17 protein-coding genes are annotated in these 14,467 nt (G+C 71.4%); 6 read left to right on the plus strand and 11 right to left on the minus strand.

Annotated features, from left to right (window positions below; translation table 11 throughout):
* Positions 1–39: 39 nt before the first annotated feature.
* The 4 genes from ABT004_RS18975 to ABT004_RS18990 form a co-directional block, all read right to left on the minus strand.
* Positions 40–1,149, minus strand: a complete 1,110-nt coding sequence (locus ABT004_RS18975) for an acyl-CoA dehydrogenase family protein (protein ID WP_351338048.1) — start codon at positions 1,147–1,149, stop codon at positions 40–42.
* Positions 1,146–2,330 carry an acyl-CoA dehydrogenase family protein gene (locus ABT004_RS18980; protein ID WP_351338050.1) on the minus strand — a complete coding sequence of 395 codons (1,185 nt, stop codon included), beginning with the start codon at positions 2,328–2,330 and terminating at the stop codon, positions 1,146–1,148. The genes ABT004_RS18975 and ABT004_RS18980 overlap by 4 nt, the downstream gene beginning before the upstream one ends.
* Positions 2,327–3,316: an NADPH:quinone oxidoreductase family protein gene (locus ABT004_RS18985; protein ID WP_351338053.1), complete on the minus strand. Its 990-nt coding sequence runs from the start codon at positions 3,314–3,316 to the stop codon at positions 2,327–2,329. Before ABT004_RS18985 ends, ABT004_RS18980 begins: the two co-directional genes overlap by 4 nt.
* Positions 3,317–3,424: 108 nt before the next feature.
* On the minus strand, positions 3,425–4,009 hold the full coding sequence (locus tag ABT004_RS18990; protein WP_351338124.1) for a helix-turn-helix domain-containing protein: 585 nt from the start codon (positions 4,007–4,009) through the stop codon (positions 3,425–3,427).
* Between the two features lie 152 nt (positions 4,010–4,161).
* On the opposite strand from ABT004_RS18990, the gene ABT004_RS18995 reads away from it, so the two are divergent.
* Positions 4,162–5,196, plus strand: coding sequence for an NAD(P)/FAD-dependent oxidoreductase (locus ABT004_RS18995; RefSeq protein ID WP_351338055.1), 1,035 nt, complete (start codon positions 4,162–4,164; stop codon positions 5,194–5,196).
* A gap of 20 nt (positions 5,197–5,216) precedes the next feature.
* Here the strand turns inward: ABT004_RS18995 and ABT004_RS19000 are convergent, their stop codons facing one another.
* Positions 5,217–5,438 carry a helix-turn-helix domain-containing protein gene (locus tag ABT004_RS19000; protein WP_351338056.1) on the minus strand — a complete coding sequence of 74 codons (222 nt, stop codon included), beginning with the start codon at positions 5,436–5,438 and terminating at the stop codon, positions 5,217–5,219.
* Complete coding sequence (locus ABT004_RS19005) at positions 5,438–5,929, minus strand: DUF2975 domain-containing protein (RefSeq protein ID WP_351338059.1); 492 nt, start codon at positions 5,927–5,929, stop codon at positions 5,438–5,440. The genes ABT004_RS19000 and ABT004_RS19005 overlap by 1 nt, the downstream gene beginning before the upstream one ends.
* A gap of 153 nt (positions 5,930–6,082) precedes the next feature.
* Here ABT004_RS19005 and ABT004_RS19010 point away from each other — a divergent pair, with 153 nt between their 5' ends.
* Entirely contained in the window at positions 6,083–6,994 is a 912-nt protein-coding gene (locus tag ABT004_RS19010; RefSeq protein ID WP_351338062.1) for an SDR family oxidoreductase, read from the plus strand.
* 57 nt (positions 6,995–7,051) lie between these two features.
* On the opposite strand, the gene ABT004_RS19015 is transcribed toward ABT004_RS19010, so the two are convergent.
* From ABT004_RS19015 to ABT004_RS19025, 3 genes are all read right to left on the minus strand, one after another.
* Positions 7,052–7,483: a PPOX class F420-dependent oxidoreductase gene (locus ABT004_RS19015; protein WP_351338065.1), complete on the minus strand. Its 432-nt coding sequence runs from the start codon at positions 7,481–7,483 to the stop codon at positions 7,052–7,054.
* A 68-nt stretch (positions 7,484–7,551) separates the two neighbouring features.
* Complete coding sequence (locus ABT004_RS19020; protein WP_351338068.1) at positions 7,552–8,391, minus strand: enoyl-CoA hydratase/isomerase family protein; 840 nt, start codon at positions 8,389–8,391, stop codon at positions 7,552–7,554.
* A 68-nt stretch (positions 8,392–8,459) separates the two neighbouring features.
* Complete coding sequence (locus tag ABT004_RS19025; protein ID WP_351338071.1) at positions 8,460–9,446, minus strand: SDR family NAD(P)-dependent oxidoreductase; 987 nt, start codon at positions 9,444–9,446, stop codon at positions 8,460–8,462.
* Between the two features lie 64 nt (positions 9,447–9,510).
* On the opposite strand from ABT004_RS19025, the gene ABT004_RS19030 reads away from it, so the two are divergent.
* From ABT004_RS19030 to ABT004_RS19040, 3 genes are all read left to right on the plus strand, one after another.
* A complete protein-coding gene (locus ABT004_RS19030; RefSeq protein ID WP_351338072.1) occupies positions 9,511–10,053 on the plus strand; it encodes a TetR/AcrR family transcriptional regulator in 543 nt (180 codons plus the stop codon).
* A gap of 71 nt (positions 10,054–10,124) precedes the next feature.
* On the plus strand, positions 10,125–10,712 hold the full coding sequence (locus ABT004_RS19035; RefSeq protein ID WP_351338073.1) for a TetR/AcrR family transcriptional regulator: 588 nt from the start codon (positions 10,125–10,127) through the stop codon (positions 10,710–10,712).
* Positions 10,709–12,094 carry an MFS transporter gene (locus ABT004_RS19040; RefSeq protein ID WP_351338075.1) on the plus strand — a complete coding sequence of 462 codons (1,386 nt, stop codon included), beginning with the start codon at positions 10,709–10,711 and terminating at the stop codon, positions 12,092–12,094. Before ABT004_RS19035 ends, ABT004_RS19040 begins: the two co-directional genes overlap by 4 nt.
* Before the next feature lie 44 nt (positions 12,095–12,138).
* Here the strand turns inward: ABT004_RS19040 and ABT004_RS19045 are convergent, their stop codons facing one another.
* The gene (locus tag ABT004_RS19045; RefSeq protein ID WP_351338076.1) at positions 12,139–12,669 is read right to left on the minus strand and encodes a MarR family winged helix-turn-helix transcriptional regulator; all 531 of its coding nucleotides are present in this window, start codon (positions 12,667–12,669) and stop codon (positions 12,139–12,141) included.
* Between the two features lie 58 nt (positions 12,670–12,727).
* Between ABT004_RS19045 and ABT004_RS19050 the strand changes: the two genes are divergently transcribed.
* Entirely contained in the window at positions 12,728–13,672 is a 945-nt protein-coding gene (locus ABT004_RS19050) for an amidohydrolase family protein (RefSeq protein ID WP_351338079.1), read from the plus strand.
* 24 nt (positions 13,673–13,696) lie between these two features.
* Here the strand turns inward: ABT004_RS19050 and ABT004_RS19055 are convergent, their stop codons facing one another.
* Entirely contained in the window at positions 13,697–14,341 is a 645-nt protein-coding gene (locus tag ABT004_RS19055) for a LysE family translocator (protein WP_351338081.1), read from the minus strand.
* Between the last annotated feature and the right edge of the window lie 126 nt (positions 14,342–14,467).

The following is a 14,467-nucleotide window of genomic DNA, read 5'->3' on the forward strand; positions in this document are numbered from 1 at the left end:
TGTGCCCTGCCTGTGAAGTTGTGTGCGCGGCGCCTGCCGTCAGGGAGCCCGCAGATCGACCAGTTCGGCCAACTCCTCCCGGTGCCGCCCCGCCGTGCCGAGCGCGATCGAGTCCGCCTTGGCGCGCTTGAGGTACAGGTGGATCGGGTGCTCCCACGTCATGCCGATGCCGCCGTGCAGCTGGAGCGCCTCCTCGGCGGCGTGCACCGCGACGGGCGCCGCGTACGCCTGAGCCACGGCGACCGCGATGTCCGCGTCCTCGCTGCCGGTCGCGAGCGCGTCGGCCGCGTTGCGGGCGGCGGCCCGTGTGTTGACCGTCTCCAGCCACAGCTGGGCGAGGCGGTGCTTGAGCGCCTGGAAGGAACCGACGGGCCGGTTGAACTGGTTGCGCTCCTTCGTGTAGCGCACGGTCTCCGTCAACAGCCAGTCGGCGAGCCCCAGTTGCTCGGACACCAGCAGCCCGGCGCCGGCCCGCAGCGCGCGCCGCACCGCCGTCGCCGCACTGTCGGTCAGCTTCCGTCCGGCGGCCCCCGCGAACGTCACGGCGGCCAGCGGGCGCGTACGGTCCAGCGGGGTCTGCGGCTCGACGGTGACCCCCTCGGCGCCCGCGTCGACGGCGAACAGGCCGCTCGCGGTGGGCACCAGGAACACATCGGCGGCGGCCGCGTCCGCGACGCCGGTGATGCGCCCGGTCAGCGCCCCGCCCTCCTCTCGTACGTCCTTGAAGTCCTGCCCGGACGTGGCCGACAGCGGCACGGTGAGCACACCAATGGAACGGCCGGAGGCAAGCGCGGCAAGGACGGTTGCCGCCTCGTCGCCCTCGCAGGCGAGCAGCGCCTCCGTGGCGATGACGGCGCTGGTCAGGTACGGCACGGGGGCGACGGCGCGCCCCAACTCCTCCAGGACGACGGCCGCTTCGCGGTGCGAGGCGCCCTGGCCGCCCTTGTCCTCCGGGACGAGGAGGCCGGCCAGGCCCATCGTCTCGGCGAGGTTCTTCCATAGTGCGCGGTCGTGCGGCGCGTCCGTGTCGACGCGGGCGAGGACCTCGGTTGCGTCGCAGTGGTCGGTGAGCAGGTCGCGGACCGCCGAGCGGAGCGCTTCCTCCTCCTCGGAGTAGAGGAGGTCCGGTTCGGTGCTGTGGGTGCTCACTTGGCGAGATCCTTCCAGGCGACGTCCTTGTCGGTGCGCGGCTCGGACGGCAGGCCCAGGACGCGCTCGGCGACGATGTTCAGCAGGATCTCGCTCGTCCCGCCCTCGATGCTGTTCCCCTTGGCGCGCAGGTACCGGTAACCGGCCTCGCGGCCCGCGAAGTCGACGATCTCGGGGCGCCGCAGGGTCCAGTCGTCGTACAACAGCCCCTCTTCGCCGAGGAGTTCGACCTCCAGGCCGCTGATCTCCTGGTTGAGGCGGGCGAAGCCGAGCTTCATGCCCGCGCCCTCGGGGCCGGGGTGCCCGGCGACGAGCTGCTGGCGCAGGCGTTCCGACGCGAGGCGCGCGACCTCGGACTCGACCCACAGCTTCACGAGGCGCTGGTGCAGGTCGTGGGTGCGCAGTTCGGGGCGCTCGCGCCAGGTCTTGGCGACGAGGCCCACAAGGCCGCCCTCGCGCGGGACGCGCATGCCGCCGATGGAGACGCGCTCGTTGTTGAGGGTGGTCTGGGCGACCCGCCAGCCGTCGCCGACCTCGCCGAGCCGGTGGGCGTCGGGGATCCGGACGTCGGAGAGGAACACCTCGTTGAACTCGGCCTCGCCGGTGATCTGGCGCAGCGGCCTGACCTCGACGCCGGGATCGGTCATGTCGCACACGAAGTACGTCATGCCCTTGTGCTTGGGCACGTCCGGGTCGGTGCGGGTGACGAGGATCGCGAAGCGGGCGTTGTGGGCGCCGGACGTCCACACCTTCTGGCCGTTGACGACCCAGGTGTCGCCGTCACGGACGGCGCGGGTACCGAGCGCGGCGAGGTCGGATCCCGCGCCGGGCTCGCTGAACAGCTGGCACCAGATCTCCTCGCCGACCCAGAGCGGCTTGAGGAAGCGCCGCTTCTGGTCTTCGGTGCCGTAGCGCAGGATGGTGGGGGCGGCCATGCCGAGCCCGATGCCGTTGCGCCGCGGATGATTGTCGGGCGCGTCCGCGGCCGTCATCTCGGCCTCGACGACGGCTTGCAGGGCGCGCGGCGCGTCGAGCCCGCCGAGGCCCTCGGGGTAGTGCACCCAGGCGAGCCCGGCGTCGAAGCGGGCGCTGAGGAAGTCCTCGCGCGGCGTGGTCGCGGGCGGGTGTGCGGCCAGGAACTCCCGTGTGTTCTGCCGGAGTTGGGTGGCGTCGACGCTCATGCGGCGGCTCCTTCCTGCTGACGGGCGTTCAGGCCCGGCACCACCACGACGCGGCCCGTCGTGATGCCGTCGGCGACGCGCTGCACGGCGGACGCGGCGTCGCTCAGGTCGACGCGCTCGCTGACGAGGGGCTTGATGGCGCCGCTCGCGGCCAGCTCGGTGAGCTTCTGGTGGCAGTGCGGGATGAGCCCCGGGTTCTTGGTGGCGTACAGGCCCCAGTGCAGCCCGACGATGGAGTAGTTCTTCACCAGCGCGTGGTTGAGCGCCGCGGTCGGGATGACGCCGGACGCGAAGCCGATGACCAGGATGCGGCCCTCGAAGGCGACGACCTTCGTGGACTGCTTGTAGGCGTCGCCGCCGACCGGGTCGTAGATCACGTCGGCGCCGCGGCCTCCGGTGACCTCCTTCACGGCGGCGATGACGTCCTCGGAGCGCCGATCGATCACGACGTCGCAGCCCAGTTCGGCCGCGACCTTCGCCTTCGCAGGGCCGCCGACGACGCCGATGACCCGGGCGCCCGCCGCCTTGCCGAGCTGTACGGCGGCGCTGCCGACCCCGCCCGCGGCGGCGTGCACGAGCAGCGTCTCGCCGGCCTGGAGGTGGGCGCGCTGGTGCAGGCCGAACCAGCCGGTCTGGTAGCCGACGTGCAGGGCGGCGACCTCGGCGTCGTCGAGCGAATCGGGCGCGGGCAGCAGGGACTTCGCGTCGGCGACCGTGTACTCGGCGAGGCCGCCGCGCGGCAGCACGGGGTTGGCGATGACGCGGCGCCCGTCCTCGGTCTCGCCGCAGATCTCGACGCCCGGCGTGAACGGCAGCGGCGGCGTGACCTGGTACTGCCCCTTGCAGAGCAGGGCGTCCGGGAAGTTGATGTTGGCGGCGCGCACCTTGAGCAGAACCTGCCCCGCACCGGGCTCGGGACGCTCCACCTCTTCGAGGCGCATCACCTCGCTCGGCTCGCCGTTCTCGTGCACTTGCCATGCCTGCATGCGGAGCCTCCACGGGACTGCTTCGTCAAACCGGGTTCGGCCGCATACTAAGCGGTCGCTTGCCGATCTGTGAATGCCCCGTGGGGGTCAGTCTTCGCCCGCGCGGCTTCAGTCTTCGTCGGCCGGTCTGCGCGCGGGCCGCGCCCGTACGTGCATGCGCTCGCCCTGCGGCCCGAACAGGATCAGGAACTCGGCGGGCCCCTCCCCCGTCGACCCGAACCAGTGCGGCACGCGGGTGTCGAACTCGACGGCCTCCCCCGGCTCCAGGATCACGTCGTGCTCGCCGAGCAGCAGCCGCAGCTTCCCGGAGAGCATGTACATCCACTCGTAGCCCTCGTGCGACTTCTGTTCCGGGTTCTCCATCCGACGCTTCGGCTCGATCACCTTGTACGCCTGGAGGCCGCCCGGCTTGCGCGTCAGCGGGATGAGCGTGCGCCCGCCGCGGACGATCGGCTTGGCCTGCACCCTCGGATCCTCCACGGGCGGCGCGCCGACCAGCTCGTCGAGGGGGACCTTGTGCGCGCGGGCGATGGGCAGCAGCAGCTCGAGGCTGGGCTTGCGCAGGCCCGACTCCAGGCGGGAGAGCGTGCTCACGGAGATTCCGGTGGTCTCGGAGAGCCCGGACAGGGTGGCGCCACGGTCCTTGCGCAGCGCGCGCAGCCTGGGCCCGACGCCGGACAGGACGGCCTCCATGCCCGCGTCGGACTGCTCGCCCTCATGTTCATGGTTCTGGTGACCTTGCCGATTCATGAATCCATTGCAGTTTCAGCAAGCTTGTTTGTCAATACGGCAGGAGTGGATGCACCTTCGGGAACACAGCAGTTTTCGAGTGCGAGGTGGTCACGATGCAGGTTCAGACTCCGGCAGGGATCAAGCGACACGCGTACGACGTCGTGGTCGTCGGCGGCGGGACGGCGGGCCTGACGGCCGCGCTGATCCTGGGCCGCTCGCGCCGCTCGGTCCTCGTGGTCGACGCGGGCGACCCGCGCAACGCGCCGGCCGCGCACATGCACGGCTTCCCGTCGCGGGACGGCATGCCGCCGGCCGAGTTCCTGGCCGAGGTGCGGCGGGAGATCGCCGAGTACGGCGTCGAGCTGGTACGGGACCGGGTGACGGCGGCCGAGGCCGACGGTTCGGGTGAGTTCGAGGTGACCCTCGCGGACGGCGGCCAGGTGCACGCGCGACGCCTCGTCATCGCCACCGGCCTGGTGGACGAGCTCCCGGACATCCCCGGCCTCGCCGAACGCTGGGGCGACGACGTGATCCACTGCCCGTTCTGCCACGGCTACGAGGTGCGGGACCAGCCCATCGCCGTCCTCTACCGCAAGGCGACGGGCATCCACCAGGCCGTCCTGTTCAGCGGCCTCTCCCCGGACGTGACGCTGTTCCTGAACGGCACGGACGAGGACGACCTCCCGGACGAGCACTGGCAGACCCTCGCGGCGGCCGGGGTGAGCGTGGTGAGCGGCAGGGTCGAGGGCATCGAGGTGACGGACGACCGGCTGACCGGGGTGCGCCTCGAAGGCGGTCGGGTGTTCCCGCGGTCGGTGGTGGTCGTCCCGACGGTGATGGTGCCGCGCGACTCCCTACTGAGCGCGCTCGGGGCCCGGACCAAGGAGACCCCGATGGGCCCGTTCGTCGAGGTGGATCCGACAGGCCTGACCAGCGTGCCGGGCGCATGGGCCGTGGGGAACGCGACCGGCCCCGCGGAACAGGTCGTCAACGCGGCGAGCGCGGGCTACCGGGCGGGTGTCACGCTCCACGCGCAACTGCTCCAGGCGGACCTGGAGCAGGAGGTGGCGCGGCGCAGGGCCGGGGTGTTCTCACCGGAAGGCGAGCGGGCGGTGGCACGCGCGCGGCGGGAGACCGTGGGGGCGTGACGGGCGGGTGCCGGGGCGCCTCATGCGCCCGCGGCGCCCTCCGCCTCCCACCGCAGCAGGTCACCGGGCTGACATTCGAGTACGTCGCAGAGCGCGGCGAGGGTCGTGAAGCGGACCGCCTTGGCGCGGCCGTTCTTCAGAACCGCGAGATTGGCTGGGGTGATCCCCACGCGTTCGGCCAGCTCGCCGACGGACATCTTCCGCTTGGCGAGCATCACGTCGACGTCGACGACGATCGGCATCAGATCACCTCGTCCAGCTCGGCCCGCAGCTCCGTCGCCTCGACGTCGCGCGCGACCGCCTGGGCGAGCAGCATCCGCAGCACGAGCACGATGAGCGCGACACCGAGGATGGCCAGGCCGATCCCGCCCATGATGAGGGTGACGCCCGGATCGTCCGACTGGCCGGGCGCGTTGACACCCGTGACGACGAACCACAGCACGCCGACCGCCACGATCGCGCCGATCACCCCGTCCACGTACCGGAAGGCGGCGTGGGAGAACACGGTTCCGCGCCGCACCATCGACACGAGCCGCCATACGCAGACCAGGGCGACCTGAGCCGCGACCATTCCCAGGATCGCGATCACGCGCAGCGCGGTCAGCGGCATCGTGCCGTCCTCCGGATCGCTCCCGCTGACCAACACCCACACCATCAGCACCTGGACGAACACGGTGCCCGCGAGAACCACCGCGAGCACGGCGCGCAGCGCACGCACAGTCCACTTCCCCATGACCCACCCTGACCTTTCCATTGAATCGCGATGGAAATCTATCGAAAAACGATAGGCGCGGCAAATACGGGGTTCGTGCGGGCCGGGATTCCCGGGCCCGCCTGCACCCAACAGCCGCCAAGCCATGGAAGGTTGAGCGTTCAGGAGGTATCCATGTGCGCCATGACGCACTCCTCGCCCGCCCCGCGCGGCCTCCCCGCCCCTCCCCCACTCGGCGCGTCCGCGCTGCCCCCGGACACGTACGACGGCCGGGTCGTGCTGGTGTCCGGAGGTGGGACCGGGCTCGGGCGGGCCGTGGCGGCGGAGTTCGTGCGGCTCGGGGCCGACGTGATGATCGTCAGCCGGAAGGCGGAGCATCTGGCGCCCGCGCGCGAGGAGTTGCAGGCGATCGAGGGAGCGGGGTTGATCACGGCGGCGACCTGTGACATCCGGGACGCGGCCCGGATCACGGAGGTCTTCGACGCGGCCCTCGCGGCGCACGGCAGGATCCCGGACGTCCTGGTGAACAACGCGGCCGCCAACTTCCCCGCCCCGGCAGAGGAGTTGTCACCGAACGGCTGGCGCACGGTCGTCGACATCACGCTCAACGGCACGTACTTCATGACCCGCGAGTTCGGGCGCCGTCACCTGGCCGCGGGCACGCCGGGCTCGATGATCGCCGTCGGCGCGTCGTACGCGTGGACGGGCGGGCCCGGCTACGCGCACAGTTCGGCGGCGAAGGCAGGCGTGAAGAACCTGGTGGAAACCCTCTCCGTGGAGTGGGGGCCGTACGGCATCCAGGTCAACGGCCTGGTGCCGGGCCTCATGCCGCACGAGGACATGACACCCGACATCCGCGACAACCTCGACCGCGCCGAGGACCCCGCCGCCCGCCAGCCCGCTCTCCGGGTGGGCGCGCCACGGGAGTTGGGCTGGGCGGCGACGTTCCTCGCCTCCCCTTACGCCCGTTTCATCAGCGGCCACACGCTTGTGGTGGACGGCGCGAACTGGCAGCGGCGCGCTCTGGTCAACGAACCGGTGACGCCGGTGCGTGAGCAGTTGGGGCGCGGCCCGTTCGCACCGTGAGCCCGAACATCAACCGATCCTTGAACCAGGACATCAGCCGATCCGTGAACCGGGACATCAGCCGATCCGCTGCCCGTACACGTGGTCCACGTCCATCACCATGAGCACCCGGCGGTCGGACACCATCACCGACCGGTACTCGTCCCAGTCCGGGTGCTCGCCCGCGGCCTTGCGGTAGTACTCGACGAGCGCCTCGACCTCCGGCCCCTTGGGGTCGGTGCCCGGTCCGACGAGCTTCACGGTGCCTTCGGCGGTGGCCCAGGCCCGGCCGTCCGGGGCTGTCACCTCCAGTGCGGCGCGGGGGTCGCGGCGCAGATTGGCGGTCTTGGCGCGGCCCTCGGTCATCGACACGTACAACGTCTCGGTGCCGGGGTCGTAGAACGGCTGCACCGGCGAGAGCTGCGGCCGGCCGTCGGCCTTGAGTGTGGCGAGGACGCCGAGCCGGCTCTCGGTGAGGAGGGTGCGCGGGGCGAAGGGTGCGGTGGTCATGGTCACCTTTCGGTCGGGGGACGGACGCTACGGCGTCGACGTGGTCCGCCGACACCGTTGCGAACGTCTCACGCGCCCCGGTATTCCGGCGGCCTGCGCCGCGCCTTCGCCGTGAACCCCTCGGTCGCGTCCTCGGAGGTGAGCGTCAGCGCCGCGCTCATGGCGACCCGGTCGAGCGCGGCGTCGAGCCCCGCGTCGGCGTACGCGTCGATGTCGCGCTTGACGGACTGCACGGCGAGCGGCGCGTTGCCGGCGATCTCGGCGGCCACGTCGCGTGAGGCACGCTCCAACTCGACGACAGGTACCACCTGTTGGAGCAGGTTGAGCCGGTGGGCGGTCTCCGCGTCGATCCGCCGCCCGGTGAGCGCGAGGAACTTCGCCCACCCGGCCCCCGCCTCACGCGCGATCCGCAGGTCCCCGCCCGCGTCGACGGCGACCCCCAACTGCGCCTCCGGCAGGGCGAACACGGCGTCGTCGGCCGCGATCCGCACATCCGCCATGAGCGCCAGCTCGAACCCGAAACCGAGGCAGTACCCCTGCACGGCGGCGACCACGGGCTGCGGCAGCCGCGCGAACGCGGCGAACCGCTCGTGCACCCACCGGATGCCCTCGTAGTACGCCCGATGCCGCGCGGAACCGCTCTCCCCCTCGATGCCGCCGCCGGGCGCGGTCACATCGATCCCCGCACAGAAGGCCCGCCCCTCGGCGCGCAGCAGCACCGCACGTATCCGCTCGTCGAACCGGATCCGGTCGGCCATGATGCCCAGCTGCCGACTGGACTCCCAGCTCCAGGCGTTGAGCTTGGCCGGACGGCACAGCGTGAGCACACCGACGCCGCCCTTCTCGACGTCGAGGCGCATCCGCCGCTCGTCCCCTTCGGGGATCCGGGTGTCGGTCGTGTCGATCATCCGCGCAGGGTAGCGGCGGGAAGCAGCATCCTGAAGACACCTGCACGCTCAACTCACGGACGCCTACGTCATCGACGAGACACGCCCCGGCGGAGCAGACCGGTCGAGACGGCCCAAAGCCGCTCGGCGGTCGCGGGATCGAGCGCCCACTCCTTGACGCCGTGCGGGTGCCGCACGAGTTCGGCGTCGTTCGGCACGGTGTACGCCTCTTGCCCGTCGTCGAGGTAGTGGCCTCCCGTGCGGGCGAACTGCGGGGCGACGGCCGCGACGACGCTGGTGGCGGCCCCCTGCTCGACGGTCTTGTACGTGAAGGTACCGGCGGCCTCGGCCGCGTCGAGCGACGCCTTCTGTTGGGGTGTGAAGTTCCGCTGGAGCCCCGTCGCGACACCCCCTGGGTTCACCGCGTTGGCCACGATGCCGTCCGCTGCCCAGAGGCGGGTCGCCTCGACGGCGAAGAGCGCGTTCGCCGTCTTGGACTGGGCGTAGGCGAGCTGCGGGTCGTACGCACGACGCTCGAAGTGAAGGTCGTCGAAGTCGACACCGGCACGCATGTGGGCCGTGGAACTGACCGCGACGATCCGTGCTCCGTCGCGGTCGGCCGCGCCCCGCGCCAATGCGCCGTGCAGCCCGGTGGCGAGCGCGAAGTGGCCGAGGTGGTTCGTCGCGAACTGCAACTCCCAGCCCTCACGGGTGCGTTCGAGGCCGCCAGTGACGACGCCTGCGTTGTTGATCAGCAGATGGAGCGGGCCGTCCCAGGTGTCGGCGAAGCGTGCGACGGAGGCCCCGTCGGCGAGGTCGAGCCGGACGACCCGCGGCCGAGTCCCGGCGGTCGACTTCTCGACTTTCTCAGCGACGGCCTCACCCGCGGCCGTGTCGCGGACGGCGAGCGTCACGTCCGCGCCGGCGGCTGCCAGCGCCCGCGCCGTCTCGGCCCCGAGCCCGGAGGACGCCCCCGTCACGACTGCACGGAGACCGTCGAGGTCGACACCGCGAAGCACCTCGTCCGCGGTGCTGGAGGCGGTGAAGGGCGTGGTGATGAGGGCGTGGGCATCCATGCGGCCGACTATACGCACTGAACATTATTTGTATAGTACGTAATCCGTCGCCTACGCTCGCCCCATGAGCAGCCCCGACGCCGACCGGCGCACCCTGGTCCTGGACTCCGCCATGGCCACGTTCGCGCGATTCGGATACCGGAAGACCTCGATGGAGGAGGTGGCACGGGCCGCGCACATCTCCCGGCCCGGCCTCTACTTCCTCTTCTCCTCGAAGGAGACCCTGTTCCGCGCCGCGGTCACCCAGACGCTCGATCAGGACATCAGCGCGATCGAACACATCCTGGCGGACGCCGGCCGCCCCCTCGCCGCGCGCCTCGTGGACGCGTTGGACCGGTGGGCCGGTCGGTACATCGGCCCGCTGTCGGGCGACATCACGGTGGTCATCGAGGACAACCCCGGCCTCCTCGGCGAGATCGTCGACACCGCGCCACGGCGCTTCGAGGTCCTGATCACCAACGCGATCGCCCTCGAATCGGCACGGAAGACCGCCACCCCCATCGCCCGGACACTGATCAGCGCCTCCATCGGCCTCAAGCACCAGGCCGCGACACGGGACTTCTACGTGGACCGGATGAGGACCGCGGTCGCACTGCTGATGCGCTGAAGACATGACGGACGCCGGTAACGTCGACAACACCGTAGACACTGTCTACCTCCATCGGGTAGACAGTGTCCATGCAGACGAACGGCACCACGGGCGGCAGCCTCAGCGAGCACCTCATCGACACCGGCGTGGCACTCGTCGACGCGGAGGGCGCGGCCGCGTTGTCACTGCGCGAGATCGCGCGGCGGGCGGGAGTCTCGCACGGCGCGCCCCGCCGCTACTTCCCCACCCACCTGGAGCTGCTGTCGGCGATCGCCCGACGCGGCTTCGCGGACCTCGGCGAACACGCAACGCGGGCACTCGCCGACGCCGGGCAGGACCCACGCACCCAGGTCGCCGCCCTGGCGCGCACCTATCTCGACTTCGCGGCGCGACACCGCGGCATGTACGAGCTGATGTTCCGCCACGACCTCTTGGAGAGTGGCGAGTTGGGGCTGCGCGAGACGAGCCTTCCGCTGTTCAAGGTGCTCGCCGACCGAGTCTCGGCAGCGCGCCCGGACGCGGAACCCGCCCTCGTGGCAGGCGCGTTGTGGGCGAACCTGCACGGGGTCGCCCAACTGTGGGGCTGGGGCAGCCTCCAACTGGCCGTCACCGCAGAGGACATCGAGCCTCTACTGACCTCGGTGCTCGACGCCCACTTGGGCCCGGCGCCCCGATGAACGACCTCACGCGTCGGCGCATCACACTCGCGGGCAGCGTCGTCGGCGCGGTCCTCGTCGCGCTCGACGGCACGGTCCTGACCGTCGCCCAGCCCGCGCTCCAGGACGACCTCGACGCCTCCCTCACGCAGGTCCAGTGGACCAGCACCGGCTATCTGATCGCGGTGGCGAGCCTGCTGGTGTTCGCCGGACGGCTCGGCGACCGCTACGGGCACACGCGGCTCTTCGGATACGGGATGCTCGGGTTCGCGGCGGCCTCCGCCGGGATCGGTGTCGCGCCGGACATCCGGTGGGTGATCGCCCTGCGCGTCCTCCAGGGAGTGTGCGGCGCGTTGCTTCAGCCGGCGACGCTCGGCATGCTGCGGGCCGCCTACGCCGCCGATTCGCTCGGTACGCCGATCGCGTTGCGCACCAGCGCGATCGGTGTCGCCGCTGCCGCGGGCCCGCTGGTCGGCGGGGTACTCACGGCGCATCTGGGCTGGCGTTCGGTGTTCTTCCTGGGCGTGCTGCCCGCGGTGGCGATCGCGGTGCTCGTCCTGGCAGTACGGGACCGGGCGCCGGTGACCGGAACGCGCGCCGTCGGGCTCGATCCGGGCGGTGCGCTGCTGCTCGCGGCGGCGCTCGGCTGCCTGGTGGCGGCGCTGGCCGCGCTCCCGGGAGCGGGGTGGTCGGCGGGCACGGTGCTGCTCGCGGCCGGAGCGGGGACGGTGGCGGTCGCCTTCGTCGTACACGAACGCCGCGTGCCGGACCCACTGTTGTCCCCCGCGCTGCTCGCGTCCCCGGCGGTCGCGCCCGCGCTCGGCATCCTGTTGACGGCTTCGGCGGCGCTGTTCGGCACGCTGTTCGTGGCCACGTACTTCCTTCAGGATGTACTCGGCCTCGACCCGCTCGGCACGGCGCTGCACATGCTGCCCGCCGCGCTGTGCATGGTGCTCGCGGCGCCGCTCACCCCGGTACTGCTGCGCCGCTTCGGGAGCCGGGCGACGACGTCGGCCGGGATGCTGCTCCTGGCGGCGGGGGTGTTCGGCTTCGGTCGCCTCGACACGTCGGCGACCCAACTGGCCATCGGGGCCTGCGCGTTCGCGATGGGCACGGGTTTCGGCACGGTGATGGTCGCGGCGACGGAGTCCCTCGTCCGCCGGGCCGCCCTCGGCACGGCCGGCGTGGCGGGCGGCCTCCAGCAGACGGCGATGAACGTGGGCCCGACACTCGGCGTGGCGACGGCGACGACGCTGCTCGCGGGCGGCGCCGACTTCGTGGCGTCGATGGGCGTGACACTGACGGCGCTTGCGATCCTCTTGCTCATCGCCTGCGCGGCCGCCGTCCGGCTTCCCGCCGAGGCAAAGCAGGGAACGACCCGAGCCCGTACGCAAACGCCCTAGGAACAGCGGCCGGAGTGGTGACGGGGATCGATACGCCCCACCCGTCACCCCTGCGCAGCCTTACCTCCGGCCGAACGCGATGCGGTGTCGCTGATGACGCCGGCAAGCCGCTGGAGCTGCGCGGCGAGCGCGTGGCGCTCTTCTGGCGTGAAGTGTGCCAGGACCTGGGACTGACGCGCCCTCAGCTCGGCGCGCATGGCGGCAAGCCGGTCGGCGCCATCCTCGGTGAGACGGATCAGCACCTGCCGCTCGTCGTGTTCGGAACGCCTCCGCGTGACCACCCCGTCAGCCTCGAGCTGTTTGAGCATTCGAGTGGCGGTGGGGACGCTGACCTCGGCCCCGGCGGCGAGCCCCCCGACCGACGCCCCTTCCCCTCGAACGTCTTCCACCAGCGGTTCCAGCATCGCCACCTGCGCCAGGGACAGCCCGGCCTCGGACCGGCCGACAGAAGCGGCCCGCGATCGGCGCATGGCGTAGAAGAGCTGATCAGCGGCGCGCGCCAGCTCCTCCACACCACCCTCGTCGCCGTCGGCGCCCCGCCGCTCCTCACCTGCGCGTTTGCTCACGTCAGCCATGACCGTTAGCTTACTAAATGCATTCGTTAGCACGCTAACCAATAGGGAGCTAAGTGCCATGGACCTTCCTGCCCGCATCGACGTCCACCAGCACATCGTCCCGCCCGTCTGGGCCCGGGCCCTCGACTCACGCGGCCTGGACTCGGGCGGCTGGGCCATCCCGTCCTGGAGCCCGGAAAGCGCCATCGCGATGATGGACCAGCAGGGAATCGCCACTGGCGTGCTGTCGGTCACCGCACCCGGCGTGCACCTCGACAGCGACGCGGCCGCCCGTGACCTCGCGCGCGCCGTCAACGAATACGGCGCCGAGGTCGTCAAGGACCACCCCGACCGCTTCGGCCACTTCGCGAGCGTCCCGCTGCCCGACGTCGACGCCGCCGTGACGGAGGCCGTCCACGCACTCGACACCCTGCATGCCGACGGCGTGGTACTGATGTCCAACACCCACGGCCGCTACCTCGGCGACCCGGACTTCGAGCCGCTGTGGGCTGAACTCGACCGCCGCGCGGCCAGCGTCTTCATCCACCCCGCCCAGCCGCCGATGCCACTGCTGCCGGGCACCCCCGCCCCCCTCGCGGATTACGTCTTCGACACCACCCGCACCGCCCTCAACCTGGTGCTCAACGGCGTCATGAGCCGTTACCCGAACATGCGCGTGATCCTCTCCCACGGCGGCGGCTTCCTCCCCTACGCCGCCTACCGGTTCACCGGGCTGGCCTCGGCCGTCGTCGACCCGGGCCGCACGGCAGAGGACGTCCTGCGCGACCTCAAGCGGTTCTACTTCGACACCGCACTGTCCGCGAGCCCCAGCGCCCTGCCCGCCTTGCTGGCCTTCGCCGAACGCGGCCACGTCCTCTACGGGAGCGACTGGCCCTTCGCTCCCCAGGACGCCGGCACGTACTACAACAGGTATCTGACCTCGTACCCCGACTTCACGCCCGGCCAGGCCGAGGCCATCGACCGCGACAACGCCGAAGCGCTCTTCCCCCGCCTCGCCCACTGACCGCGCGACATCGGCGGTCGTGGCTCAGCCCGATACAGGCGTACGGGACAGCGCGGTACGCACCGCGAAGATGCCGAGCAGGCCGCCCGCCGTGAAGCGTTGGACGGCCATGGCGCGGGGACGGGCGGCCAGGAACCCCGATACCCGGGCGGCGCCGAGCATGATCAGGGCGTTCACGGTGATCCCCACGAGGATCTGTACGCCGCCGAGTTGGAGCAACTGCCCCCAGGCAGGCCCCGCGTGCGGGTCGAGGAACTGGGGCAGCAGCGCGGCGTACATGAGCGCGATCTTGGGGTTGAGCAGGTTGGTCAACAGCCCCATGGAGAACAGCCGGGCATCGGAGACCGGCTGCAGGTCGCCGGCCGGGGCGAACGGCGAGCGGCCGCCGGGCTTGAGCATGCTCCAGGCGAGGTAGGCCAGGTAGACGGCCCCGGCCAGCTTGACCACCAGGAACGCCACCGGCACGGCGGCGAACAGTGCGGACAGGCCGGCGGCCGCTGCCAGCAGGTAGGCCACGAATCCCACGGCGGTCCCACTGAGGCTGACCAGGCCCGCCCTGCGCCCTTGGGTGATCGCGCGGGAGGCGAGGTGGATCATGTTCGGTCCCGGTGTGAGGGCCATGCCCAGCTCGATCAGGGCCACTCCCCCGACTGCGGTCGCACTGATCACCGGTCGTCCTCCTGATCGCTCGTCGGGCGCCCGATGCGGATGGGGCGCCCGGGTGCGACGGACGGCGACACGATGCCCGAACACCCGTGCCGAAGATTACGCGATCAAGGGGGCCCGCCGGTCAGG

The sequence above is a fragment of the Streptomyces sp. NPDC002790 genome (genome assembly GCF_040295505.1).
Lineage (GTDB): Bacteria > Actinomycetota > Actinomycetes > Streptomycetales > Streptomycetaceae > Streptomyces.

Bases quoted from the DNA above. Each gene is read 5' to 3' on its own strand.
- ABT004_RS18980 (WP_351338050.1), bottom strand. From the start codon at position 2,330: ATGAGCGTCGACGCCACCCAACTCCGGCAGAACACACGGGAGTTCCTG.
- ABT004_RS19030 (WP_351338072.1), top strand. From the start codon at position 9,511: ATGAGCAGCCCCGACGCCGACCGGCGCACCCTGGTCCTGGACTCCGCC.
- ABT004_RS18995 (WP_351338055.1), top strand. From the start codon at position 4,162: ATGCAGGTTCAGACTCCGGCAGGGATCAAGCGACACGCGTACGACGTC.
- ABT004_RS19020 (WP_351338068.1), bottom strand. From the start codon at position 8,391: ATGATCGACACGACCGACACCCGGATCCCCGAAGGGGACGAGCGGCGG.
- ABT004_RS19010 (WP_351338062.1), top strand. From the start codon at position 6,083: ATGTGCGCCATGACGCACTCCTCGCCCGCCCCGCGCGGCCTCCCCGCC.
- ABT004_RS19025 (WP_351338071.1), bottom strand. From the start codon at position 9,446: ATGGATGCCCACGCCCTCATCACCACGCCCTTCACCGCCTCCAGCACC.
- ABT004_RS19040 (WP_351338075.1), top strand. From the start codon at position 10,709: ATGAACGACCTCACGCGTCGGCGCATCACACTCGCGGGCAGCGTCGTC.
- ABT004_RS19035 (WP_351338073.1), top strand. From the start codon at position 10,125: ATGCAGACGAACGGCACCACGGGCGGCAGCCTCAGCGAGCACCTCATC.
- ABT004_RS19000 (WP_351338056.1), bottom strand. From the start codon at position 5,438: ATGCCGATCGTCGTCGACGTCGACGTGATGCTCGCCAAGCGGAAGATG.
- ABT004_RS19045 (WP_351338076.1), bottom strand. From the start codon at position 12,669: ATGGCTGACGTGAGCAAACGCGCAGGTGAGGAGCGGCGGGGCGCCGAC.
- ABT004_RS19050 (WP_351338079.1), top strand. From the start codon at position 12,728: ATGGACCTTCCTGCCCGCATCGACGTCCACCAGCACATCGTCCCGCCC.
- ABT004_RS18985 (WP_351338053.1), bottom strand. From the start codon at position 3,316: ATGCAGGCATGGCAAGTGCACGAGAACGGCGAGCCGAGCGAGGTGATG.
- ABT004_RS19005 (WP_351338059.1), bottom strand. From the start codon at position 5,929: ATGGGGAAGTGGACTGTGCGTGCGCTGCGCGCCGTGCTCGCGGTGGTT.
- ABT004_RS19015 (WP_351338065.1), bottom strand. From the start codon at position 7,483: ATGACCACCGCACCCTTCGCCCCGCGCACCCTCCTCACCGAGAGCCGG.
- ABT004_RS18990 (WP_351338124.1), bottom strand. From the start codon at position 4,009: ATGGAGGCCGTCCTGTCCGGCGTCGGGCCCAGGCTGCGCGCGCTGCGC.